At 64.9% G+C, this 23,262-nt stretch carries 20 protein-coding genes; 5 read left to right on the plus strand and 15 right to left on the minus strand.

Annotated elements, in window-relative coordinates; genetic code table 11:
- Positions 1-43: 43 nt before the first annotated feature.
- The 5 genes from JQ631_RS17795 to JQ631_RS17815 all read right to left on the minus strand — a co-directional run bounded on the left by JQ631_RS17795 (position 44) and on the right by JQ631_RS17815 (position 4,682).
- Positions 44-871, minus strand: a complete 828-nt coding sequence (locus JQ631_RS17795; protein WP_212327977.1) for an N-acetylmuramoyl-L-alanine amidase — start codon at positions 869-871, stop codon at positions 44-46.
- The gene (locus JQ631_RS17800) at positions 868-1,764 is read right to left on the minus strand and encodes a TauD/TfdA dioxygenase family protein (protein WP_212327978.1); all 897 of its coding nucleotides are present in this window, start codon (positions 1,762-1,764) and stop codon (positions 868-870) included. Before JQ631_RS17800 ends, JQ631_RS17795 begins: the two co-directional genes overlap by 4 nt.
- Before the next feature lie 138 nt (positions 1,765-1,902).
- Positions 1,903-3,186, minus strand: a complete 1,284-nt coding sequence (gene ispG, locus JQ631_RS17805) for a flavodoxin-dependent (E)-4-hydroxy-3-methylbut-2-enyl-diphosphate synthase (protein ID WP_212327979.1) — start codon at positions 3,184-3,186, stop codon at positions 1,903-1,905.
- A gap of 12 nt (positions 3,187-3,198) precedes the next feature.
- Positions 3,199-4,152, minus strand: a complete 954-nt coding sequence (locus tag JQ631_RS17810; protein WP_212327980.1) for a DMT family transporter — start codon at positions 4,150-4,152, stop codon at positions 3,199-3,201.
- A gap of 35 nt (positions 4,153-4,187) precedes the next feature.
- Positions 4,188-4,682: a Fur family transcriptional regulator gene (locus tag JQ631_RS17815; protein WP_212327981.1), complete on the minus strand. Its 495-nt coding sequence runs from the start codon at positions 4,680-4,682 to the stop codon at positions 4,188-4,190.
- Between the two features lie 156 nt (positions 4,683-4,838).
- On the opposite strand from JQ631_RS17815, the gene JQ631_RS17820 reads away from it, so the two are divergent.
- The 3 genes from JQ631_RS17820 to JQ631_RS17830 are packed head-to-tail and all read left to right on the plus strand — an operon-like array spanning position 4,839 to position 8,038.
- Entirely contained in the window at positions 4,839-5,321 is a 483-nt protein-coding gene (locus tag JQ631_RS17820) for a MarR family winged helix-turn-helix transcriptional regulator (protein WP_212327982.1), read from the plus strand.
- On the plus strand, positions 5,314-6,477 hold the full coding sequence (locus JQ631_RS17825) for an HlyD family secretion protein (RefSeq protein ID WP_212327983.1): 1,164 nt from the start codon (positions 5,314-5,316) through the stop codon (positions 6,475-6,477). The genes JQ631_RS17820 and JQ631_RS17825 overlap by 8 nt, the downstream gene beginning before the upstream one ends.
- A 4-nt stretch (positions 6,478-6,481) precedes the next feature.
- Positions 6,482-8,038 (plus strand): MDR family MFS transporter, encoded by a 1,557-nt coding sequence (locus JQ631_RS17830; protein ID WP_212327984.1) that lies wholly within the window; start codon positions 6,482-6,484, stop codon positions 8,036-8,038.
- A 71-nt stretch (positions 8,039-8,109) separates the two neighbouring features.
- On the opposite strand, the gene JQ631_RS17835 is transcribed toward JQ631_RS17830, so the two are convergent.
- The 5 genes from JQ631_RS17835 to pcaF form a co-directional block, all read right to left on the minus strand.
- Entirely contained in the window at positions 8,110-9,171 is a 1,062-nt protein-coding gene (locus JQ631_RS17835) for a phosphotransferase (RefSeq protein ID WP_212327985.1), read from the minus strand.
- 206 nt (positions 9,172-9,377) lie between these two features.
- Complete coding sequence (gene pcaG / locus JQ631_RS17840; protein WP_349644987.1) at positions 9,378-9,980, minus strand: protocatechuate 3,4-dioxygenase subunit alpha; 603 nt, start codon at positions 9,978-9,980, stop codon at positions 9,378-9,380.
- Position 9,981: 1 nt separating this feature from the next.
- A complete protein-coding gene (gene pcaH, locus JQ631_RS17845; protein ID WP_212327986.1) occupies positions 9,982-10,683 on the minus strand; it encodes a protocatechuate 3,4-dioxygenase subunit beta in 702 nt (233 codons plus the stop codon).
- Between the two features lie 126 nt (positions 10,684-10,809).
- Positions 10,810-11,703 carry a dioxygenase family protein gene (locus tag JQ631_RS17850; protein ID WP_212327987.1) on the minus strand — a complete coding sequence of 298 codons (894 nt, stop codon included), beginning with the start codon at positions 11,701-11,703 and terminating at the stop codon, positions 10,810-10,812.
- 53 nt (positions 11,704-11,756) lie between these two features.
- The gene (pcaF, locus tag JQ631_RS17855) at positions 11,757-12,965 is read right to left on the minus strand and encodes a 3-oxoadipyl-CoA thiolase (protein ID WP_212327988.1); all 1,209 of its coding nucleotides are present in this window, start codon (positions 12,963-12,965) and stop codon (positions 11,757-11,759) included.
- A 306-nt stretch (positions 12,966-13,271) separates the two neighbouring features.
- Between pcaF and mutS the strand changes: the two genes are divergently transcribed.
- A complete protein-coding gene (gene mutS, locus JQ631_RS17860; RefSeq protein ID WP_212327989.1) occupies positions 13,272-16,010 on the plus strand; it encodes a DNA mismatch repair protein MutS in 2,739 nt (912 codons plus the stop codon).
- Positions 16,011-16,055: 45 nt separating this feature from the next.
- Here the strand turns inward: mutS and JQ631_RS17865 are convergent, their stop codons facing one another.
- The 5 genes from JQ631_RS17865 to JQ631_RS17885 all read right to left on the minus strand — a co-directional run bounded on the left by JQ631_RS17865 (position 16,056) and on the right by JQ631_RS17885 (position 20,281).
- On the minus strand, positions 16,056-16,853 hold the full coding sequence (locus JQ631_RS17865) for a hypothetical protein (RefSeq protein WP_212327990.1): 798 nt from the start codon (positions 16,851-16,853) through the stop codon (positions 16,056-16,058).
- 37 nt (positions 16,854-16,890) lie between these two features.
- A complete protein-coding gene (locus tag JQ631_RS17870) occupies positions 16,891-17,400 on the minus strand; it encodes an OsmC family protein (protein WP_212327991.1) in 510 nt (169 codons plus the stop codon).
- 54 nt (positions 17,401-17,454) lie between these two features.
- Positions 17,455-18,240 carry an ABC transporter ATP-binding protein gene (locus JQ631_RS17875; protein ID WP_212327992.1) on the minus strand — a complete coding sequence of 262 codons (786 nt, stop codon included), beginning with the start codon at positions 18,238-18,240 and terminating at the stop codon, positions 17,455-17,457.
- A 4-nt stretch (positions 18,241-18,244) separates the two neighbouring features.
- Complete coding sequence (locus JQ631_RS17880; RefSeq protein ID WP_212327993.1) at positions 18,245-19,090, minus strand: ABC transporter permease; 846 nt, start codon at positions 19,088-19,090, stop codon at positions 18,245-18,247.
- A 219-nt stretch (positions 19,091-19,309) separates the two neighbouring features.
- The gene (locus JQ631_RS17885; RefSeq protein WP_212327994.1) at positions 19,310-20,281 is read right to left on the minus strand and encodes an aliphatic sulfonate ABC transporter substrate-binding protein; all 972 of its coding nucleotides are present in this window, start codon (positions 20,279-20,281) and stop codon (positions 19,310-19,312) included.
- A 188-nt stretch (positions 20,282-20,469) separates the two neighbouring features.
- On the opposite strand from JQ631_RS17885, the gene JQ631_RS17890 reads away from it, so the two are divergent.
- Positions 20,470-23,259 (plus strand): [protein-PII] uridylyltransferase, encoded by a 2,790-nt coding sequence (locus JQ631_RS17890; RefSeq protein WP_212327995.1) that lies wholly within the window; start codon positions 20,470-20,472, stop codon positions 23,257-23,259.
- Positions 23,260-23,262 lie beyond the last annotated feature (3 nt).

Consider the following 23,262-nt stretch of genomic DNA (forward strand, 5'->3'; position numbering starts at 1 on the left):
GCTTCGCTCTTCGCAATGACGGTTGTTGAAACAGCGCAGCAATCTAACGCTTTTCGCAATACGCCCGCATCGCCGTCACCACGGCCGTCGCAATCAGTTCCTGCCGATCCGGCGAGTTCATCGCCATCTCTTCGTCGCGATTGATGATGGAGCCGGCTTCGAGCAGGACCGCCGCACTTCGGGTCTGCGAGAGCACGACGAGCCCGTCGTAGCGATAGACGCCGACATCCTTGTCGAGCAACGGGTGCCGGTAGCGGCCCATCACCGGCAGGGAGTATTGCGTGGCGTATTGCAGGCCTTTGTCCTTCAGCTCCCGGCCCAACAACTTGGCGAAGGCGAGGCTGGCGGCGAAGCGCGGATTGCGCTCGGATACGAACAGCGAATGACCGCTGAAGCGGTCGCTGAAATAGCTCCTGGCGCCCTCGAACTCCCATGCTTCGAGCATCTTGTCGGGCACGGAATCGTGGTGGATCGACAGGAAGAAATCGGCATGCGCGGCGTTGGCAGTCCCGACGCGCTTGAGCAGGCTCGCCCGCGCCTTGCCATCGGTCACCAGCACACGGGTTGCGGCAAAGCCCGCGGACTTCAAGTGCTCGCCGATCAGCCGCGCCAGATGCAGGTTGAAGCCGAACTCCACGTCGTTGCGCGCGCTGGTCGCGCCCTGCGATTCCGAGGTATGCCCGACATCGAGGATGATCCTGAACTTGCGGGGATCGCATCTCTCAGGGACGGGTGACGGCTTTGGCGTGGATTTGTGCTTCGCTCTCGCGGACTTCCGCGCAGCGACCGCCCCGCCATGGTCACCTGGCACGACCAAAAGCGGGATCAGCGCAACAGCAATGGCGGCGGTGATGCGCCACGATATTTTCACACCGGCCGTTCCCCCTTCACCGTCACGCGCGTCCCCGAGCGCGTGTGCGGCCAGTAGTCCCACATCGCCCGGTGCTGGGTGCAGCGGTTGTCCCAGAACGCGATGGCGTTCTCAGTCCAGCGGAAGCGGCACTGGAACAGCGGATTCTCGGCATGCTGGTAGAGATAGGCCAGCATCGCATCGCTCTCGTCGCGCGGGACACCGTTGATGTGCCGGGTGAAGCCGCGATTGACGTAGATCGCCTTCTTGCCCGTCACCGGATGCGTGCGCACCACCGGATGTTCGGCGCTCGGATAGGCCGGGCGATCCGCGACGCCGTAATTGGCGTAGAGCCCGCGGTAGATCGGCTCGCCGTCATGCAGCGCTGTCAGACCGTCGAGATAGGCCTTCATGCGGTCCGACAGCGCGTCATAGGCCGCGTACATGTTGGCGAACAGGGTGTCGCCGCCGCGCGGCGGGCACTGCTTGATGTAGAGGATCGAGCCCAGCGGCGGCTCGAGGTCGCAGGAGACGTCGGAGTGCCAGCCCTCGCCGTTGGCGCGCGGCGAATTCCTGTCAGCGTAGATCTTCATCAGCGCCGGATCTTCGTCCTCGTGCGGCGCGGCGGGATGAAAATGCAGCTCGCCGAACTTGCGGCCGAAGGCGAGATGCTGTTTCGGCGTGATGGTCTGGTCGCGGAAGAAGATGACGAGATTTTCGGCGAGCGCGCGGTGGATCTCGTCCATCTGCCTGATAGAGCGGGCATCGCCCTCGACGAGCTTGCCGATGTCGATGCCGGAGATTTCCGCGCCGATGATCGGGGTGAGCTTCTCGACCGCGATGGTCTCGTAAGGCGCGCCGTCTTCCGCCGTGTGGCGGTAGCGCGGACCCTGCTTGCCGGATAGCGAGCTCATGGCGGTTCTCCCGGTCGTCTTGATTGGGAGCATCGTAGCCCGGATGGAGCGAAGCGCAATCGGGGGAGCGGTCGCGCAAAAAAACAGGGCGGGTCGCTCTTCGCTGACCCGCCCTGCGATTTCAATGTTTGAGAGAGCTTACTCCGCCGCGGTCACCGGCGCCTTGGCGCCCTGGCCATAGCGCTGGTCGATGTAGTCGATCACCAGCGCCTTGAAGTCGGCGGAGATTGTCGGCCCGCGCAGCGTGCGGAACTTCTTGCCGTCGACGAAGACGGGCGCGGCCGGCGCTTCGCCGGTGCCCGGCAAGGAGATGCCGATATTGGCGTGCTTGGATTCGCCGGGGCCGTTGACGATGCAGCCCATCACCGCGACGTTGAGCTCTTCGACGCCGGGATATTTCGTCTTCCAGTTCGGCATCTCGTCGCGGATGAAACCCTGGATCGAGCTTGCCAGCTCCTGGAACGTGGTCGAGGTGGTGCGGCCGCAGCCGGGGCACGCCGCAACCAGCGGCACGAAGGTGCGGAAGCCCATGGTCTGCAGCAGCTCCTGGCCGACCTGCACCTCACGGGTGCGGTCGCCGCCGGGCTCCGGCGTCAGCGAGATACGGATCGTGTCGCCGATACCCTGCTGCAGCAGGATGCCGAGTGCGGCGGACGAAGCAACGATGCCCTTGGTGCCCATGCCGGCCTCGGTGAGGCCGAGATGGATGGCGTAGTCGGAACGGCTGGCGAGATCCTGATAGACCGCGATCAGATCCTGCACCGCCGACACCTTTGCGGAGAGGATGATGCGATCCCTGGGCATGCCGAGCTCTTCGGCGCGCGCGGCCGAAAGCAGCGCCGACTGCACCATGGCCTCGCGCGTCACCACGCGGACGTCGCGCGGATTGGCGGACGCGGCGTTCTCGTCCATCAGCCTGGTCAGCAGTTCCTGGTCGAGCGAGCCCCAATTGGCGCCGATGCGCACGGGCTTGCTGTTCTTGTTGGCGATCTCGATGATGTCGCCGAACTGGGTGTCGCGCTTGTCCTTGAAGCCGACATTGCCGGGATTGATGCGGTACTTGGCGAGCGCCTCGGCGCAGGCCGGATAGGCCGCGAGCAGCTTGTGGCCGATATAGTGGAAGTCGCCGATCAAGGGCGTGGTGATGCCGCGCTTGGCAAGGCCGTCGCGGATGTGCGGGACGGCGGCCGCGGCTTCCTCGCGATCCACGGTGATGCGGACCATTTCGGAGCCGGCGCGCGCGAGCGCTGCGACCTGGGCAATGGTGCCGTCGATGTCGGCGGTGTCGGTGTTGGTCATCGACTGCACGACGATCGGCGCGCCGCCGCCGACGGCAACGTTGCCGACCTTGACCTGGGTGGTCTGGTGCCGGGGCGCGGGGCCTGCGATGTCGGAATCGATGGTGTTTTCGAGCTTGTTCATGGGGTCCAAATATCAGGTTTTGGTGACGTTCAGCAATGCATCGCTAGGCGCCGCAGCGACTTGGCTCGGACGGTTAACGAGAAAAAGCCCAGCAATTACAAGGACGGCTGCCGCCCCGAAGGCCAGACTTAGCGTGTCGTGCATGATGAAATAGCTACCCACCACGCCAAACAAAGGGGTGATGAAGGTAAAAGCCGACAATTTGCTGGCCGAATAGGCCTTCACCAGCGCGAACCAAAGCGTGAACGTGGTTCCGACCACCCAGATCGCCTGGAACGCCAGGAGGCCGATCGAGAGCGGCGACGGCGTGTGGGTGATGGATTCCCCGGACAGCCAGGCGGCCGCACCCAGGATCGGGATCGAGATCGCGACCTGGTAGCCGAGCGCCTTCTCGGGCGCAGCGAAGCGCAGCCGCGTCCCCTTGGCGACCAGCGTGGTCGCGGCCCAGAGCGATGCGCCGAGCACGATCAGCAAATCGCCGAGCAGGACGTGCGAATCCACATTGGCCTGCGGGACGCCGATCGCGAGCGCGACGCCGGCAAAGCTCACAGCCAGTCCCAGCCATTGCGTGCCGCCGAGCCGCTCGCCGAGCATCTGGTAGGAGCCGAGCGCAACGAAGAAAGGCGCGGTGTAAAGGAACACGACCGCGCGGGAGGCCGAGGTCAGGCGCAGGCCCTGGAAGATCAGCACGAACTCGATGCCGAACATCAGCCCGGCGATCAGGCCGGGCTTCCACGTGTCGTCATTCTCGAAGAATTTGACGCCGCGAAACGTGCCGATCAGGAACAGCACCGGCAGCGCGCCCATCGAACGGATCATCGCCTGCAGCATCGGCGGCACATCCGGCAGCACCAGCTTCACCGCGATCTGGTTGAAACCCCAGGTCAGGCACAGCATGAGCATCAGGGCGATGGCGCCGGCGCTGAGGGGACGCGCAGCGGACTGAATGGCTTGAGGTGAGGACATGTCTTCCTGAGGTCCGGCTTTGCGCCGTTGTTGCTTTAGGACGTTTTCTGACAATGGGTGCAGACGCCCGTGATCTCGACCACGGACAATTTCGGCGCGAAACCGGACGCGCGCGCCGCGGCGCTGAGCTCCCTGGCAAAGGACCCTGACGGGATCTCGCCGACGAGACCACAGCGCTCGCAGATCAGAAACGCCACCGCAGAGGTCGCGTCGTGGTCATGGGCGGCGCAGGCGAGATAGGCGTTGCGGCTTTCGATGCGGTGCACGAGGCCGTTCGCCATCAGGAAATCGAGAGCGCGGTAGACCGTGATCGGCGCCGGCCGCGGCATCGATTTGGCGAGTTCGTCGATCACCTCATAGGCGCCGAGCGGTCGATGGCTGGAGAGCAAGGCTCCCAGCACCTGGCGGCGGATCGGCGTGAATTTCTGCGCACGAGCCTCGCAAACCGCTTCCGCATGCGCCAGCGCGTCCGCGGTGCAGCGGCCGTGATCATGGTCGGGCGTCGGAAATGCCGGCTTTGCAAGGGTCATTTGGCCCGCCTTCTAGCATTTCGGCCGGGGAACCCAAAGCACGACCGCCATTGCGTCGGTCAGCCATGCTTTTGCTGCGGGACAGCATCGCATTAACCCGCCATGAAATAATCATAAGCTTGCTTATTATAAACAAGCTTATTGGAGACCAAGCTCATGACCCGCGGGTCTGTCGACCATAACTTCCTGTTCACGCTCGGCGAACTCTACCGCCTGTTGCGCGTCTATGCCGACAAGGAAGCCTCCCGCTTCGGCATCACCCGGGCGCAATGGGCCGTGCTGTCCAAGGTCGAGCGCAGCGAGGGCATGAAGCAGTCGGAACTCGCCGAGTTGCTGGAGATGCAGCCGATCACCCTGACGCGGCTGATTGACAAGCTCTGCGACAGCGACTGGATCGAGCGCCGCAGCGACGCCACCGACCGCCGCGTCAAGCGCCTCTATCTCAAGAAGGCCGGCCGCGCGCTGCTCGGCAAGATGAGCGGCCTGAAATCCGAACTCACGGCGAACGCGCTCGACGGCATCAGCCCGGCGGACGCCCACCGTCTCCTCACCCAACTCGAAACCATCAAAGAAAACGTGCGCAACGCGATCCAGACCGCCGGCGCGGAACAAGCACGTAAGGAGCAGCGCTATGGCTGAACAAGTCCTCAAATTCCAGCCCGAGCAGAAGATCGACAACGGCAAGCCGACCAAGAAGGTCGGCACCAATCCGCGCCGTCGCTTCATTGCCGGCCTGCGCCGCTACCGCCGCTTCCTGCTGATGGTGGTGCTGCCGATCGTCGCGATCGCCGTCGGCCTGACGCTCTATCTCAATGGCGGCCGCTATGTCGGCACTGACGACGCCTATGTCGGCGCACAGAAGGTGCTGGTGACGCCCGACATCTCCGGCAAGATCCAGAAGGTCGTCGTCAAGGAGGGGCAACTCGTCAAGCAGGGCGACGAGCTGTTCGAGATCGATCCCGTGCCGTTCCAGCTCGCGGTCGACGACGCCAAGGCCCAGCTCATGCAGGCCAAGACGACCTATGACAACCTTCGCGCCAACATCAAGATCTACGGCCAGATGGCGGACCTTGCCCAACAGGGCATGGACCTGAAGCAGCGCGACGTCGAACGCAAGCAGGCGCTGGTGAACAATAAATACGGCTCGCAGCTCGACCTCGATAACGCCTCGACGGCCTTTGTCACCGCCGGCGCGCAGGCGCAATTCGTCAAGCAGCAGCTTTCCAACGCCAAGACGCAGTTGCTCGGCAATCCCGACCTGCCGCTGGAAGAGTTTCCGCCATATGCGCAGGCCAAGGCCAAGCTCGACACCGCGGAGCGCAATCTCGACCACACCGTGCTGCGCGCCCCGATGGGCGGCGTCGCGACCCAGGTCGAGCAGATCCAGCTCGGCCGTTTCGTCACCGCCGGCATGCCGGTGTTTTCCATCATCGACGTCGCCCATCCCTGGGTCGACGCCAATCCGAAGGAGAGCGACCTCACTCACGTCACCGAAGGTCAGCCCGTCACGCTCGAGGTCGATGCGTTCCCGGACCACGTCTTCAAGGGCAAGATCGGCTCGCTTTCGCCCGGCACCGGCGCGCAATTCGCGATCCTGCCGCCGCAGAATGCCACCGGCAACTTCGTCAAGGTGGTGCAGCGCGTGCCTGTCCGGATCTATTTCGACGAGAGCGACACATACGTGAAGAAGCTGAAGGCCGGCATGAGCGTCTATGCCACCATCGACACCGGCCACAAGCGCTCGCTCGCCGGCCTGCTCGGCCTGTCGGCGACTGCAAATCAGGACAAGGACTAGGCTCATGTCCGGCCCCAATGCCAGCCTGATGGTTCCCGGCCTGCGCCGGAACATGGTGACGATCTGCGCCATGACGGCGACCATCATGCAGGCGCTGGACACCACGATCGCCAACGTTGCGCTGCCCTACATGCAGGGCACGCTGTCGGCGTCGCAGGACCAGATCAACTGGGTGCTGACCTCCTACATCGTCGCCGCCGCGATCATGACGGCGCCGGTGGGCTGGATCTCCAACCGCTACGGCCGCAAGCGCATCTTCATTATCTGCGCAGGCGGTTTCACCTTTGCATCCGTGCTGTGCGGACTTGCGCAGGACATCAACCAGATGGTGCTGTTCCGCCTGCTGCAGGGCGTGTTCGGCGCCGCCCTGGTGCCGCTGTCGCAGTCGGTCATGCTCGACTATTACACGCTCCAGGAACGCGCCACCGCCATGTCGATCTGGGGCATGGGCGTGATGATGGGCCCGATCATGGGACCGTCACTCGGCGCCTGGCTGACAGAGACCTATTCCTGGCACTGGGTGTTCTTCGTCAATCTGCCGTTCGGCATCATCACCGTGCTCGGGCTCGCCGTCTTCATGGACGAGACCGACAAGAATCTCAGCCTGAAGTTCGACTGGTTCGGCTTCGGCGCGCTGGCGATCGCGATCGGCGCACTTCAGCTTGCGCTCGACCGCGGCGAGCAGCTCGACTGGTTCGAATCGGCCGAGATCGTGACTGAGTTCATCATCTCCGGGATCGCCTTCTATTACTTCTTCGTACACTCCTTCACGACCTCGCGCCCCTTCATCCAGTTCGCGCTGTTCCGGGATCGCAATTTTCTCACCGGCTGCATCTTCATGACGGTGATGGGTCTCGTGCTGTACTCGACCATGGCGCTGGCCTCGCCATACCTGCAAAATGTCATCGGCTATCCGATCATGACCGCCGGCGGCCTGCTCGCCAGCCGCGGCTTCGGCACCTTCTTCGCCATGATGATGGTCGGCCGCATCATGCGCTACATCGAAGCGCGCACGCTGATCATCTGCGGTCTGTCGCTCACGGCGGCCTCGCTGTTCCAGATGACCGGGTGGACCGACCAGACCCAGGTGCCGGAGATCGTCGTCGTCAGCGTGATCCAGGGCTTCGGCTTCGGCCTCGTCTTCGTGCCGCTCTCGACGGTGGCGTTCCTGACGCTGCCGAACCATCTGCGCACCGACGGCACCTCGATGCTGACGCTGCTCCGCAACGTCGCGAGCTCGGTCGGCATCTCCATCGTGATCGCCCAGCTGACCCAGGGCACCCGCAGGACCTATGCGATCCTCTCCGAGCACATCAACCCGTTCAACCATGCGCTCCAGATGCCAGACGTCAGCGGCCTGCTGAACCTTTCCACCGATGCCGGCCGCGCCATGGCCGACCGTTTGGTCAGCATACAGGCGCAAATCATCGCATTCGCACACGACTACCAGGTCATCATGTTCTTCATCCTCTGCACCATTCCGCTGGCGCTGATGATCGGCTCGACCAAGGCGTCGCTGCGCAAGCAGGCAGCGGGGCCGGAACATGCGGTGATGGAGTAGTTGCTGTCGTCCCGGCACAAATTCCGTCGTCGTCCTGGACAAGCGAATCGCAGATCCAGGGCGACACTGAACTACAACAACTCCTCGCAGCCCAGATCCTCGACCGCCATCATCACCCGTTCAAGATTATTCCACCAGATCACCGGCGGGATGTTGATGGCCCATTGCCAGACCGGCTTGGTGATGTGCCAGAGCACCGACCATCGATAGTCGCGATCGAGCGCGCCGCGCGTGTATCCGGTGATGCCGCCGGCGAGCAACGTGTCGTGGTAGAGATTGAGCAGGGAGCGTTCAAGCGCCTGCCTCCGCTCGGGATACCATTGCATCGCCATCATATAGGCGAGGTCGTTGGTCGGGACATTGACGTCCCACAGGTCGAAATCGAAGATGCGCACGGTATCGGCAGTGCCGGCGCGGGGCAGCAGGAAATTCCAGGTATGAGCATCACCATGGGTGACGCTGAGATGACGGCGCGAATGGTATCGCTCGGACAGGCGTGCCGATTGGTCGATGAGCCGACGAAAGAGAATGCGTCGTTCCTCGCTGAGGCGGTCGCCGAGCAGATCGGCGAACCGGTCGTAATGGCCGGCAAAAGTCTCCATGTGCTGCGCGCTGTCTTCAGGGCTTGCCCAGGTGCCGATGGTGTCGCCGAGATCGGGGTGGTCCCACCAGGCCGCATGCCAACGCGCGAGCGTGGTGACGATCGCGAATGTCTGCTCGCGGGACGGCGGCAACGGCCAATGAGTCGCGATCTCATGACTGTCGGTGAGGTCCTCGAGCAGGAGATGCCAATTGGGCGCCTCCTCGTCGAAACGTCCGTCGAAACAGCGCGGCACCAACCCCCGCGGCATGTTCGGTGCCAGCTTCGCGTAGAAGGTCACCTCGTGCCGGCCGCCATTGGCGAGCGTCTTGGCAAAGTCGGCATGCGGCGTCTTGAAGATCAGCGATTGCGGCGCGCCAGAGGATTCGCCGACATAGCGCAGGCCGAGCCTGACGATGTGCGACACGACGGTATCGCGCTCGTGCAGCACCTTCACCTCGCGCACCGCACCGGCGTCCAGCGCGCCGGCCTTGCGCAGCGCAGCCGTGAGGTAACCGGGCTCAGCGACCGCCGGCAGTTGTGAGGTTGTCATGAATCGCGCCCCCCGGTGCCGCAGCCATACTGCATGATCACCCGGGCAAGCGCTACACCCTCCCGCTCGTCGTCCCGGACAAGCGAAGCGCAGATCCGGGACCCATACTCCGCAGCAATGGTCTGGCGAAGATAGGCCATGACCATCTCGCCAAACAATGACTGCTGCGGCGTATGGGTCCCGGCTTTCGCCGGGACGACACCGGGTCACACGTCGAAGAACACCGTCTCGTTGTCGCCCTGCAGGCGCAGGTCGAGCTTGTAGACGGCCTTGCCGGCTTCGCGCACCGCGGTCAGCGTGGCGCGGCGGTCGGCGGGCACCAGCGCCAGCACGGGATCGGCGGCGTTGCCGGCCTCGTCGCTGAAATAGATGCGGGTATAGAGATGCCGCAGCATGCCGCGCGCGAAGACCGCGAGAACGATGTGCGGTGCCTGCGGCTTGCCGTCGGGGTCAGGCACGACGCCCGGCTTGACGGTGTCGAAGGAATAATTTCCGTCCTTGTCGGTGCCGCAGCGGGCGAAGCCGCGGAAGCTGGCGTTCGGCAATGAACGCTTGTCCTGCGGATCGGCGTAGCGACCCTGCGCGTCGGCCTGCCAGATCTCCAGCATGGCGTCAGGCACGAGGGCACCGTCGCCGTCGAACACCCGGCCTTCGATGCGGACGCGGTCGCCGGAAACATCCGGCGTCAGGGTCGAGTTGGTGAACGCGTCGTTCCAGGCGTATTCGCCTGATGGCGTCATGCCGTATTTGAAGAACGGACCGACGGTCTGCGACGGCGTGATCCCATCGGGCTTCACAGAATCCTGCACGTTACTTGGTCTCCATGGGGGTGGCGTTCTGGCCGCGCAGCACGATGTCGAAGCGGTAGCACAGCGCCCATTCGGGCTTGGTATTCTCGAGATCGAACGACGAGACCATGCGCATCCGCGCCTTCTCGTCCGGGACCGAGTTGAAAATCGGATCGAACGGGAACAGCGGGTCGCCCGGGAAATACATCTGCGTCACCAGGCGGGTGACGAAGGAATGACCGAACACAGAGAGATGGATGTGGGCAGGGCGCCACGCATTGTGGTGATTGCCCCAGGGATAGGCGCCGGGCTTGATGGTGACGAAGCGATAATAGCCGGAGGCGTCGCTCTGGGTGCGGCCCGCGCCGGTGAAATTGGGATCGAGCGGCGCCGGATGCTGGTCGCGGACGTGGATGTAGCGGCCGCAGGCATTGGCCTGCCATATCTCGACGAGGGAGTCCGGCACGCCGCGGCCATCCTCGTCGCGGACATGGCCGTGCACGATGATGCGCTCGCCGAGCGGCTCGCCGTTGTGCTGGGTGGTGAGGTCGCTGTCGCCCTCACGCACGGTCTCATGGCCATAGACCGGGCCGGTCAGTTCCGACAGCGTGTGACGCATCGGGATCAAGGGCTTGTTCGGGGCGCGCTTGATCGAGCTCTTGTATTCGGGCGACAGCGGCAGCGGGTGCGCCTTGTTGCTGCCTGTGGGATAGATGAAGGTCATTGCCGAACTCCTCCCCGGCCATCCTGGTGCAGCCGGACAACATTTGCGCCAATCATTATAGAATATAACTAATCTAGGGAAGCGGGTTTAGCGCGCTTCCCGCACCCGGTATTTGGGCAAGCAGTCCTATTTGATCGGCGCACGCGGCAGCACGGCCTCGCCGGCTTCGAGGCGGTAGATGTGGTCGAGCGAATACCAGGGCACCGAGACGTCATTCGCGGCCGGATGCGGCGTCTCGTGGCGCACGAACTTGCCGATCAGGGCTTGTGTCACGCCGAACTGCACGTCGCTGTCGATATGGGGGTCGTTGGGATCGTAGACCTGCGAGATCAGCACCTTGAAGCCGGGCTTGAAGATCAGCGCGTGCAGATGCGCGGGACGATAGGGGTGGCGGCTTTGTGCTTTCAGCAGTCGGCCGACGACACCATCGGTCGGAATGGGATAGCCGATCATCATCACCGAGCGGAAAGCGAAGCGCCCGTCGGCATCCGTCGTGAACTTGCCGCGCAGGTTCATGTCGGCCTGCTCCGGGTCCTGGTTCTCGTAGAGGCCCACCGGCGAGGCGTGCCAGACATCGACCTCCGCACCGGCAACGGGACGGCCGTCTCTGTCGACGACGCGGCCGTTGACGAAGAGCGGCGCGCCCGGGGTCTGCGAGCGGACGATCGATCCGCCATTCTCCACCCGCGGCGAGTTCAGCCGCCAGAACGGCCCGAGCAGCGATTGATCGGTTTCGGTATTGCCCTGGTCGCCATTGTTGAGCAGGCACACAAGCGGCGAGACGCCGAGCGAGCCCGCCATCAGCACGACTTCGTTGTGCGTGTCGGTGGTCAGCTTGCCGAGTTCGGCAATGATTGCGGTAGCGTCGCGGAATTCCTTCTCGGTCAGGCGCACGTCACGGACGAAGCCGTGCAGATGCTTGACCAGAGAGATCATGATCTGCCGCATCCGCGGATCGGACGTCCGCTCCATCACCGCAAGTGCGGCGGCCGTGACGTCCTGCTCGCGCTCGATGATCATGCACGGCCCTCGAAAGCCCCTCTCCCACAACGGGGAGAGGGAGAGGAGAAGGCTTAATTCAGCTTCTCGATCGCGACGGCAACGCCCTGGCCGACGCCGACGCACATGGTCGCGAGTGCCAGCTTGCCGCCGCGCTTTTCCATGCCGTGCACGGCGGTGAGCGCGAGGCGCGCGCCGCTCATGCCGAGGGGATGGCCGAGCGCAATGGCGCCGCCATGCGGATTGACGAAATCGGCGTCATCGGCGACGCCGAGCTGGCGCATGCAGGCGATGCCCTGCGACGCGAAAGCTTCGTTGAGCTCGATCAGGTCGAAATCGGTGATCTTCTTGCCCAGCCGCTCCATCAGCTTGCGGGTCGCGGGCACCGGGCCGATGCCCATGATGCGCGGCGGCACGCCGGCCGAGGCGAGACCGAGGATGCGCGCGCGGGGCGTCAGGCCATGCTTCTTCACGGCCGCTTCGGACGCGAGGATCATCGCGGCAGCGCCGTCATTGACGCCGGACGCATTGCCGGCCGTCACGGTGCCGGGATTGCGCACGATCGGCCTCAGCTTTGCCAGACCTTCCAGCGTGGTCTCGGGGCGCGGATGCTCGTCCTTGTCGACGGTGATGGGACCGGCCTTGCCGCCGGGAATGGTGATCGGGATGATCTCTTCGGCGAAATAACCGGCGGCGATCGCCTTGCCCGCGCGCTGCTGCGACCGGATCGCGAAAGCATCCTGGTCGGCCCGCGAGACCTGGAATTCCTCGGCGACGTTCTCGCCGGTCTCCGGCATCGCGTCGACGCCATACTGCGCCTTCAGCAGCGGATTGATGAACCGCCAGCCGATCGTGGTGTCGAAAACTTCAGCGGAGCGCGAGAATGCCTCCTGCGCCTTGCCCATCACGAACGGCGCGCGGGTCATGGATTCGACGCCGCCGGCAATCGCGAGCTCGATCTCGCCGGAACGGATGGCGCGACCGGCCGCACCGACCGCGTCGAGGCCGGAGGCGCAGAGCCGGTTGAGGGTCTGACCTGGAACCGAATCCGGGAGGCCCGCAAGCAGCAGCGCCATGCGCGCGACGTTGCGGTTGTCCTCGCCGGCCTGGTTGGCGCAGCCGAAGAAGACTTCGTCGACCTGCGCCCAATCGAGATTCGGATGCTTTGCCATCAGCGCCTTGATCGGGGCCGCCGCGAGGTCGTCGGCACGCACCTTGGCGAGAGAGCCGCCGAAACGGCCGATCGGGGTCCGCACGGCATCACAGATAAAGACATCACGCATCGTTGTTCTCCCTGAATGCCGCGGTTCGGCGGAAATTCTTCAATGTCGGCGGAGTTTTAGGAGGGCGCCCGCAGCAGGTCAATTGACGGTTTCTTGCGTGTTCCGAAGGGCCAGCACGCCGCCAGCGCATGCCGCGGTGCGGACAACGTGGAAAACCCTCCCTGCCCGGCCAAAGCGATAGGAGCAGCAAGCGAAATTTTGTAGGTTGCCCAGCCTTGAAGCGCGGTCAGGACCGCGCTCCAAGATTCTTGGTTTGACGCGTTTTCTTCACGCGAACCGGTACCCACTTCACTCGAAAACGCTCTCATGACCATGCAACAGCCCATCCCCGTACCGCCACCCGACGATACGCCCGCGCCGCAGGCGGAAGCCGCCGCGCGCGTCACGCCGATGATGGAACAGTATCTGGAGATCAAGGCAGCGCATCAGGGCCTGCTGCTGTTCTACCGGATGGGCGATTTCTACGAGCTATTCTTCGAAGACGCAGAGATCGCGTCCAAAACGCTCGGCATCGTCCTGACCAAGCGCGGCAAGCATCAGGGCAACGATATCCCGATGTGCGGCGTGCCGGTGGAGCGCTCCGAGGATTATCTGCACCGCTTGATCAGCGCCGGGCACCGGGTTGCGGTATGCGAGCAGACCGAGGATCCCGCTGCTGCGAAAGCGCGCGGCAACAAAAGCGTCGTGCGCCGTGGCGTGGTGCGGCTGGTCACGCCGGGTACGCTGACCGAGGACACGCTGCTCGATGCGCGCGCCAATAATTACCTGCTGGCGATCGCGCGGGCGCGTTCGTCGGCCGGCGGCGATCGCTTCGGGCTTGCCTGGATCGACATCTCGACTGCCGAATTCACGGTGACGGAATGCTCTCACGGCGAGCTCGCCGCGACGCTGGCGCGCATCAACCCGAACGAAGCCATCGTCACCGACGCGCTTTATAGCGACAACGAGCTCGGCCAGACCTTGCGCGAGCTGCCGGCCGTGACGCCGGTGACGCGCGACGTCTTCGACGGCGCCACCGCCGAAAAGCGCCTCTGCGACTACTTTGCCGTCGCGACCATGGACGGGCTGGCGCAGCTGACGCGGCTGGAAGCCACAGCTGCGGCCGCCGCCGTCACCTATGTCGACCGCACCCAGGTCGGCAAGCATCCGCCGCTGTCGCCGCCCGCACGCGAAGCCTCCGGCGCGACCATGGCAATTGATCCCGCCACCCGCGCCAATCTCGAACTGACGCGCACGCTTGCGGGCGAACGCCGCGGCTCGCTGCTCGATGCGATCGACTGCACCGTGACCTCGGCGGGCTCGCGCCTGCTGGCACAGCGGCTGGCGGCGCCGTTGACCGATGCGCCCGCGATCGCCCGGCGGCTCGATGCCGTCAGCGCCTTCGTCGCGGATTCAGCCACGCGCGAGGACATCCGCAGCATCCTGCGCGGCGCGCCCGACATGTCGCGGGCGCTCGCCCGTCTGTCGGTCGGCCGCGGCGGCCCCCGCGACCTCGCTGGCCTGCGCGACGGGATCATCGCCGCCGATCAGGTGCTGGGCCGGCTTGCCGAGCTCGACCAGCCGCCGCAGGAGATCGCCGCCGTGATGGCGGCACTGCAAAGGCCGTCACGCGAGCTGGCCGAGGAATTTGCCACTGCGCTCGACGATCAGCTGCCCCTGATCAAACGCGACGGCGGCTTCGTTCGCGCCGGCTACGAACCGGCGCTCGACGAAGCACGCAACCTGCGCGACGCCTCGCGCCTGGTCGTGGCATCGATGCAGGCGCGCTACGCCGACGATGCCGGCGTCAAGGGCCTCAAGATCCGCCACAACAACGTGCTCGGCTATTTCGTCGAGGTCACCGCGCAGCACGGCGACAAGCTGATGACGGCACCGCTGAACGCGACCTTCATCCATCGCCAGACGCTGGCGGGCCAGGTGCGCTTCACCACGTCCGAACTCGGCGAGATCGAAGCCAAGATCGCCAATGCCGGTGACCGCGCGCTCGGCCTCGAGCTCGAAATCTTCGAGCGGCTCTGCGCCAAGGCGATCGAGATCAGCGACGATCTGCGGGCCGCCGCGCAGGGTTTTGCGCTGCTCGACGTCGCGACGTCGCTCGCAAAGCTCGCGGTCGACGACAATTATGTGCGGCCGGACGTGGATGATTCCCTCGGCTTTGCGATCGAGGCCGGCCGCCATCCCGTGGTCGAGCAAGCGTTGAAGCGCAATGGCGAGCCGTTCATCGCCAATGCCTGCGATCTCTCACCTGGCCCTGCGCAAAAATCCGGCCAGCTCTGGCTGCTCACCGGCCCCAACATGGCCGGTAAATCGACCTTCCTGCGTCAGAACGCGCTGATTGCGCTGCTCGCACAGATCGGCAGCTTCGTGCCGGCGACGCGCGCGCGGATCGGCATCATCGACCGCCTGTTCTCGCGCGTCGGCGCCGCCGACGATCTCGCGCGCGGCCGCTCCACCTTCATGGTGGAGATGGTCGAGACCGCGGCGATCCTCAATCAGGCCGGCGAGCGCGCGCTGGTGATCCTCGACGAGATCGGCCGCGGCACTGCGACCTTCGACGGCCTCTCGATTGCATGGGCTGCGATCGAGCATCTGCACGAGAGCAACCGCTGCCGCACGCTCTTCGCCACGCATTATCACGAGCTGACCGCGCTCTCGGCCAGGCTGCCGCGCATGTTCAACGCGACCGTGCGCGTGAAGGAGTGGCAGGGCAATGTCGTGTTCCTGCACGAGGTGCTGCCCGGCTCGGCCGATCGTTCCTACGGCATCCAGGTCGCCAAGCTCGCCGGCCTGCCGCCGGCGGTGATCAACCGCGCCAAATCGGTGCTGGCGAAACTCGAAGCCCAGGACCGCGGCCAGACCGCCCGCGCTCTCGCTGACGATCTCCCTCTGTTCGCAGTCCCCTCGCGCGCCGCCGCTGAAGCCGCGCCGCCGACCGAGGCCGAGCTGCTGATGGACGCGGTCAAGGCGCTGCACCCCGACGAGATGTCGCCGCGTGAGGCACTCGATGCGCTCTATGCGCTGAAGGCCAAGCTGCCGAAGCAGTAAAACGTGCCTCCGCAATCGTCATTGCGAGCGAAGCGACGACGGAGGCTAGTGAGGGAGCCGCTTCCGCCGTCCGTTCCACCACAGCGTCAGATTCCACGCGATGCAAGTGGCTAGCCCCATGCTCAGCCCGATCACCGAGCCGAAATTGGCGGCGCCGACATGCAGCACGGCGATCGCCATCCCGAAACCGAGCAAGCCCCAGGCCGAGTTGGCGAGCACGGCGGCGGTCGGCGGCCCGCCGATGCGCGGGTGCAGGATCACCATCATGCTGGTGAAGACGATCGGGTAGAGCGCGATCACGCCGGAGACGCGCGGACCGACCCAGCCCGAGGTCGAGACCACGATCGCGACCAGCGTCGCGACGAGCGAGGCGCGGAATGGAATGTCGTACCAGCGGCGCGTCACCAGCGGCATCTTCACGTGGCGGTATTGCGCGAGCAGCGGAATGCAGATGGCGAAGGCGACCAGGTTGACGGCGAGCCCGGCCGTCAAGGTCCAGTCGAACAGGCGGATGATGGACGCCAGCACGATCCACACTGCGATTGCGCTTCCGACGCTCACGGCAAAGCTGTGCCGCTGCGCCAGCACGACATAGGTCAGCCCGAGGAAGATCGTCGCCGCGTTGACCGGAAGGCTCGACAGCGCGCCCTGGGCGATGAAGGCAGCGTCATGGTCGATCGCAAGGAAGACATAAGACGGCCCCGCCGAGATCGGCAGCGTCGCCACCAGCGCACCGATCACCGGGCCGGAGCGCTCGGTGATGACCGACGCCGACACCACGAAGGCGGCCGCAACCGCCATGCGCAGCAGAAGGAAGAGGATGGTGGACAGTTCGGCCGGCATTTTGTTCTTGTTGCCTTCCCTCAAGGGAAGGTGGCAGCTACATCCGCTGCATCGACACCGAAACCTTCGGGCCGTTCTTGATGGTCTGATAGACCACGCAATAGCGCTCGGTGAGTTTCAGCAGCAGATCGAGCTTGTCCTGCGGCGCGTCGGTGTCGACCTCGAAGCGCAGGCGTATCTCGGCGAAGCCGACCGGGGTCTCCTTGTCGACGCCGAGCGTGCCGCGGAAATCGAGGTCGCCCTCGGCATAGACGTTGCCGGTCTTGAGCGGGATCTCGACTGCGGTCGCGACCGATTTCAGCGTGACGCCGGCACAGGCGACCAGCGCTTCGAGCAGCATGTCGCCGGAGCAGAGCTCGAGGCCGGAGCCGCCGGTGGCCGGATGCAGGCCAGCCATCGCGATGGCACGGCCGGTCTCGACCTTGCAGGCGATGCCTTCGCTGTCGGTCGAGCCCTTGGCCTTCAGCGTGATCATCGCGGTCTTGGGGTCGGTCTTGTAGCGTTCCTTGATTGGGGCCTGCATCTGGCGCAGTTCTGCGGCGTCCATCTCGTTCTCTCCCGGAAAAATCGCTTCCCGATGTACCGGCTCAGAGCGCCATTGTCACCACCACATGGCCTGACCGGGACCCTGGGTTGCGTCCCGGTCGGGCACGTTGCGGTCAAGCGAACGGTCGAGTGATGTCAGCACACTTCGCTTGAAATTCTCGAACAACGGCGAATTGCGATCGCGCGGCCGGCCGAGATTGATTTCGATCTGGTCGAACAGCCGGCCCGGCCGTGGCCGCATCACCAGCACGCGGTCGGCCAGCACCACAGCCTCGTCGACATCATGTGTCACGAGGATCAAGGTCGGGCGCGTGTCGGCCCAGAGATCGAGCAGGTGATCCTGCAGGTCGCGGCGGGTGAAGGCATCGAGCGCCGAGAACGGCTCGTCGAGCAGCAGCACCTCGGGTTGCGGCACCAGCGCGCGTGCAATCGCGACGCGCTGCCCCTGCCCGCCGGAGAGCTCGCGCGGCCAGGCCTGCGCCTTGTCGGCGAGGCCAACGCGGGCGAGCGCGCGCGCGACCTTTTCGCGCCGCTCGGCCGCCGGGAGATCGGCAAGACCAAAGCCAATATTGTCGGCGACGCTGAGCCAGGGCAGCAGCCGCGGTTCCTGGAAGATGATGCCGATCTTGGCATGCGGCGAACTGATCGCCTCTCTGTCGAGCGTGACGGTGCCGGAGCTGGCGCGATCGAGGCCGGCGATGGCACGGAGCAGCGTGGACTTGCCGCAGCCGGAACCACCGATGATGGCGAGGATCTCGCCCTGTCTGATCTCGGCGGAGAAGCGCGCCAGCGCCTGCACGCCGTTGGGATAGGTCTTGCTGACCCGGTCGAGCGCCAGCATTGCCTCAAGCTCCCTTCGTGCGGGCGAAGGCATCCTGCCAGCGCAGGAATGGCGCGGCGGCGACCTCGATCAGCCAGTCGGTGAGCTTGCCGAGAATGGCGAAGATCACGATCGCGGCCATGATCTGCGCGGGCTTGCCCAGTTGCTGGCCGTCGAGCAGGAGATAACCGAGGCCTTCGGAGGCGCCGATCAGCTCGGCCGCGACCACGAACATCCAGCCGAGTCCAAGGCCGACGCGCAGCGACACGACATAGGCCGGCAGCACCGCGGGCAGCAGGATGCGGCGGATCATCGCGAACCCGGACAGCCGGAACACGCGGCCGACTTCGAAGATCTTGCGGTCGACCGAGAGGATCGCACCCATCACGCCGAGATAGACCGGGAAGAACACGCCAACCGCGATCAGCACGATCTTGGAGGTCTCGAAGATGCCGAGCCAGAGGATGAACAGCGGCACCCATGCCAGTGACGGGATCGCGCGCAGCGCCTGCACTGTCGGATCGAGCAGCCGGCGCGCCAGCGACCAATAGCCGGAGATGGCGCCCAGCAGCGTGCCCGCGACCACGCCAAACGCGAAGCCGAGACCGACGCGCCACAGCGTCGCGGCGATGTGCCGGACCAACTCACCGGAGCGGGCAAGATCGGCGATGGTGGCGAACACCCGCGAAGGCGGCGGCACCAGGCGCCCGTTGGACCAGCCGGACCAGACCACGAACTCCCAGCCAACCGCCAGCACCAATGGCAGCAGCAGACCCAGCATCGGCCGCGCGTAGCGCGACAGCCGCGAGGGCGCGGCGGCGCTCTCGGCCGTATCAGAGGATTGCTGCAAAACTGGCGCGTCGGAGATCATGGCCGGTAGGAAGCGCGTCTGGGGCGGGAATGCAATATTACTCTTGCCGCGGGCTACGGCCGCTCTCTTCCTTCTCCCCTTGTGGGAGAAGGTGGCGCGAAGCGCCGGATGAGGGGTTCGCTCCACTCGCACAACCGTTCGTGAGGATAGATACCCCTCACCCGGCTTCGCGTTCCGCGAAGCCACCCTCCCCCACGGGGGGGAGGGCTAAGACCGACCTCAATTCGTCGGCAGCGGGACCTGATCGTCGATCAGGGCATCGAGCGTCGCCTTCACGTCGACCTTGGCGTCGACGACGCCGGCCTGTTGAAGCGCGAGGCCGGCGGCGAGGATCGACTCGCGCTGGGGCGCGCCGATGCGGCTGTGGGTGAGCTCGGTGCGCTCCTTGAGCTGCTTGTCGACGACGGCGTCGGGCAGCTTGGTGATCGCGATGAAGGTCTTCTTCAGCTCATCGTAATTCGCCAGCGAATACTTTCGCGCATCCTCATAGACCGCGAGCACGCGCCGGGCGGCGTCCGGATGATCCTTCAGGAACTGCTCGCGCACATTGAGGATGCCCCAGGTGTTGGCGTCCGCCTTGCGATAGAACAGCTTGGCACCCTCCTCGACCTCGGCCTGCGCCATCATCGGATCGAGACCGGCCCACGCGTCGACATCGCCGCGGATCAGCGCGGTCTTGCCGTCGGCGTGCTGGAGCAGCACGGGCGTGATGTCCTTTTCGGTGAGGCCGGCACTGAGCAGCGCGCGCACCAGGAAGATGTGCGGATCGGTGCCGCGCGTCACCGCGACGCGCTTGCCCTTGAGATCGGCAACGCTCGCGATCTTGGAATCCTTTGATGTGACCAGCGCGGTCCACTCAGGACGCGAGTAGACGTAGATCGACTTGATGGGGTTGCCGTTGATGCGTGCGACCAGCGCGGCCGAGCCGGCCGTCGAGCCGAAATCGATCGAGCCGGCGTTGAGGAATTCGAGCGCCTTGTTCGAGCCTGCCGACTGCACCCAGGTGATGGTGATGCCGTCCTTCGCAAACTCTTTCTCGAGCAGCCCCTTCTGCTTCAGGACCATCGACACCGGATTGTAGGTCGCCCAATCGATGCGGATTTCCTTGAGCGGATCCGCAGCCTTGGCCGCGGGGGCCACAGCGAGCACAACGGCTCCCGCCAGCAGAATACGTCGTGTCATCTTGATCATGCCCAGCCTCCTCAGAAATTTCATTGTTTTTCAATGAGTTATGTTTTGAGGTCAACAGGAAAATCCACCCCTTGAAAGCGCGCGGCCTGAGAACAATTTTGCCCGATGCCGGCCTTTTCCAGCATGGAACGACTATTGCCAGAGAATGGCTGATGACAGCGCCTGTCGCCTCTTATATCCGGTGAAGCATGGACAGCGTTGCGACCGAGCATAAGCCTGAGGTGGATGATCGTTTCGACACCGCGCGGATCACCGCGGCGGTCGATGCGCTCGCCGAAAAACATCAGGGGCGCGAGGACGCGTTCCGCACCGCAGTCGCGCAATTGCTCAAGGCCGAGCTGATCGCGGCGCGCGCCGCAGCGCAGGCGATCCTGCTGAAGGACCGCCACGGCCGCCGTTGCGCCGAGCGTCTCTGCCACGTGCAGGACGAGATCATCCGCATCCTCTATTCGGCCGCGACCCGCCATCTCTACCGCTCGCCGATCCCGAGCGGCGCGGAACGCATGGCGGTGGTGGCGACCGGCGGCTACGGGCGCGGCCTGATGGCCCCCGAATCCGACATCGATCTCTTGTTCATCCTGCCCTACAAGCAGACTGCCTGGGGCGAGCAGGTGGCCGAAGCCATTCTCTATTGCCTCTGGGACATGGGGTTGAAGGTCGGTCACGCCACGCGCTCGGTCGATGAATCTATCCGCCAGGCGCGCGGCGACATGACGATCCGCACCGCGATCCTGGAGACGCGCTTCCTCACCGGTGATCAGCCGCTCTATGACGAGCTGGTCGCGCGCTTCGACAAGGACGTGGTGCAGGGCACCGCGTCCGAATTCGTCACTGCAAAGCTTGCCGAACGCGAGGAGCGGCACCGCCGCGGCGGCCAGTCGCGCTATCTGGTCGAGCCCAACGTCAAGGACGGCAAGGGCGCGCTACGCGATCTGCACACGCTGTTCTGGATCGCAAAATACGTCTATCGCGTGCGCGATACCGACGAGCTGGCCGAGCGCGGCGTGTTCGACGCGCAGGAGTATCGCAGCTTCCGCCGCTGCGCCGACTTTCTCTGGTCGGTGCGCTGCAATCTGCATTTCCACTCCGGCCGCGCCGAAGAGCGCCTGTCCTTCGACCTCCAGCGCGAGATCGCGATCAGGCTCGGCTACACCTCGCATCCCGGCATGCAGGACGTCGAGCGCTTCATGAAGCACTACTTCCTGGTCGCCAAGGAAGTCGGCAACCTCACGGCCATTCTCTGCGCCAAGCTCGAGGACCAGCAGGCCAAGCCCGCGCCGGTGTTGAGCCGGATGATGGCACGGCTGCGCCCCACGCCCGTCAAGCGACGCGTGCCGGAAAGTGACGACTTCATCGTCGACAACAACCGCATCAACGTCGCCGCGCCCGACGTCTTCAAGCACGATCCGGTCAATCTGATCCGCATCTTCCGTCTGGCGCAGAAGAACAACCTCGCCTTCCATCCGGATGCAATGCGCGACGTGACGCGCTCGCTCGGCCTGATCAACGCGCAGATGCGCGAAAATCCCGAGGCGAACCGGCTGTTCATGGAGATCCTGACCTCCGACAACGCCGAGATCGTGCTGCGCCGAATGAACGAGACCGGCGTGCTCGGTCACTTCATCCGCGCCTTCGGCAAGATCGTCTCGATGATGCAGTTCAACATGTATCATCACTACACGGTCGACGAGCACCTGATCCGCTGCGTCGGCTTTCTCCAGGAGATCGAGCGCGGCGGCCTCGATGAGTTCACGCTTGCCAGCGACCTGATGCGCAAAATTCGCCCCGAGCACCGCGCGGTGATCTACATCACGACGCTGCTGCACGACATCGCCAAGGGACGGCCCGAGGACCATTCGATCGCAGGCGCCAAGGTCGCGCGCCGGCTCTGTCCGCGGCTCGGCTTCAGCGCGGCCGATACCGAGCTGGTGGCCTGGCTGATCGAAGAGCATCTGACGATGTCCACGGTCGCGCAGTCGCGCGATCTCTCGGACCGCAAGACCATCGAGAATTTTGCCGCCGTGGTGCAATCGGTCGAGCAGATGAAGCTGCTGACGATCCTGACCACCGCCGACATCCGCGGCGTCGGCCCGGGCGTGTGGAATGGCTGGAAGGCGCAACTGCTGCGCTCGCTGTATTACGAGACCGAACCGGTGCTGACCGGCGGCTTCTCGGAAGTCGACCGCGGCAAGCGCCTCACCGCTGCCTACGCCGAATTCCGCAACGCCTTCGCCGAGTGGCCGGCGGACGAACTCGACGCCTATATCGGCCGGCACTATCCGGCCTACTGGCTCAAGGTCGAACTGCCGCGCAAGATCCGTCATGCGCGTTTCGTGCGCTCCAGCGAACAGGCCGGCCACAAGCTCGCGATCAATGTCGGCTTCGACGAGGTACGCGGCGTCACCGAGCTCACCATTTTCGCCGCCGACCATCCCTGGCTGCTGTCGATCATCGCCGGCGCCTGTGCGTCAGCCGGCGCCAACATCGTCGACGCGCAGATCTACACCACGACCGACGGCCGCGCGCTGGATACGATCTCGATCTCCCGCGAATACGACCGCGACGAGGACGAGGGCCGACGCGCCACCCGCATCGGCGAGATGATCGAGGACGTGCTGGAAGGCAAGCTGCGCCTGCCCGAAGTGGTGGCGCGGCGCACCGTGCGCAGCAAGGCCAAGCCGTTCGTGATCGAGCCGGAAGTGACGATCAACAATCAATGGTCCGACCGCTATACCGTGATCGAGGTCTCCGGCCTCGACCGCACCGGCCTGCTCTACGAGCTGACCACGGCGATCTCGAAGCTGAACCTCAACATCGCCTCCGCCCACGTCGCGACCTTCGGCGAACGCGCCCGCGACGTGTTCTACGTCACCGACCTCCTCGGCGCCCAAATCAACGCGCCGACCCGCCAGGCCGCGATCAAGAGCGCGCTGACTCATGTAATGGCCGGCGACAAGGCGGTCCAGCCGGCGGCGTAAGCG

Source organism: Bradyrhizobium manausense (assembly GCF_018131105.1).
GTDB classification, from domain to species: domain Bacteria; phylum Pseudomonadota; class Alphaproteobacteria; order Rhizobiales; family Xanthobacteraceae; genus Bradyrhizobium; species Bradyrhizobium manausense_B.

Bases quoted from the DNA above. Each gene is read 5' to 3' on its own strand.
- JQ631_RS17800 (WP_212327978.1), bottom strand. From the start codon at position 1,764: ATGAGCTCGCTATCCGGCAAGCAGGGTCCGCGCTACCGCCACACGGCG.
- ispG (WP_212327979.1), bottom strand. From the start codon at position 3,186: ATGAACAAGCTCGAAAACACCATCGATTCCGACATCGCAGGCCCCGCG.
- JQ631_RS17810 (WP_212327980.1), bottom strand. From the start codon at position 4,152: ATGTCCTCACCTCAAGCCATTCAGTCCGCTGCGCGTCCCCTCAGCGCC.
- JQ631_RS17815 (WP_212327981.1), bottom strand. From the start codon at position 4,682: ATGACCCTTGCAAAGCCGGCATTTCCGACGCCCGACCATGATCACGGC.
- JQ631_RS17820 (WP_212327982.1), top strand. From the start codon at position 4,839: ATGACCCGCGGGTCTGTCGACCATAACTTCCTGTTCACGCTCGGCGAA.
- JQ631_RS17825 (WP_212327983.1), top strand. From the start codon at position 5,314: ATGGCTGAACAAGTCCTCAAATTCCAGCCCGAGCAGAAGATCGACAAC.
- JQ631_RS17830 (WP_212327984.1), top strand. From the start codon at position 6,482: ATGTCCGGCCCCAATGCCAGCCTGATGGTTCCCGGCCTGCGCCGGAAC.
- JQ631_RS17835 (WP_212327985.1), bottom strand. From the start codon at position 9,171: ATGACAACCTCACAACTGCCGGCGGTCGCTGAGCCCGGTTACCTCACG.
- pcaH (WP_212327986.1), bottom strand. From the start codon at position 10,683: ATGACCTTCATCTATCCCACAGGCAGCAACAAGGCGCACCCGCTGCCG.
- JQ631_RS17850 (WP_212327987.1), bottom strand. From the start codon at position 11,703: ATGATCATCGAGCGCGAGCAGGACGTCACGGCCGCCGCACTTGCGGTG.
- pcaF (WP_212327988.1), bottom strand. From the start codon at position 12,965: ATGCGTGATGTCTTTATCTGTGATGCCGTGCGGACCCCGATCGGCCGT.
- mutS (WP_212327989.1), top strand. From the start codon at position 13,272: ATGACCATGCAACAGCCCATCCCCGTACCGCCACCCGACGATACGCCC.
- JQ631_RS17865 (WP_212327990.1), bottom strand. From the start codon at position 16,853: ATGCCGGCCGAACTGTCCACCATCCTCTTCCTTCTGCTGCGCATGGCG.
- JQ631_RS17870 (WP_212327991.1), bottom strand. From the start codon at position 17,400: ATGGACGCCGCAGAACTGCGCCAGATGCAGGCCCCAATCAAGGAACGC.
- JQ631_RS17875 (WP_212327992.1), bottom strand. From the start codon at position 18,240: ATGCTGGCGCTCGACCGGGTCAGCAAGACCTATCCCAACGGCGTGCAG.
- JQ631_RS17880 (WP_212327993.1), bottom strand. From the start codon at position 19,090: ATGATCTCCGACGCGCCAGTTTTGCAGCAATCCTCTGATACGGCCGAG.
- JQ631_RS17885 (WP_212327994.1), bottom strand. From the start codon at position 20,281: ATGATCAAGATGACACGACGTATTCTGCTGGCGGGAGCCGTTGTGCTC.
- JQ631_RS17890 (WP_212327995.1), top strand. From the start codon at position 20,470: ATGGACAGCGTTGCGACCGAGCATAAGCCTGAGGTGGATGATCGTTTC.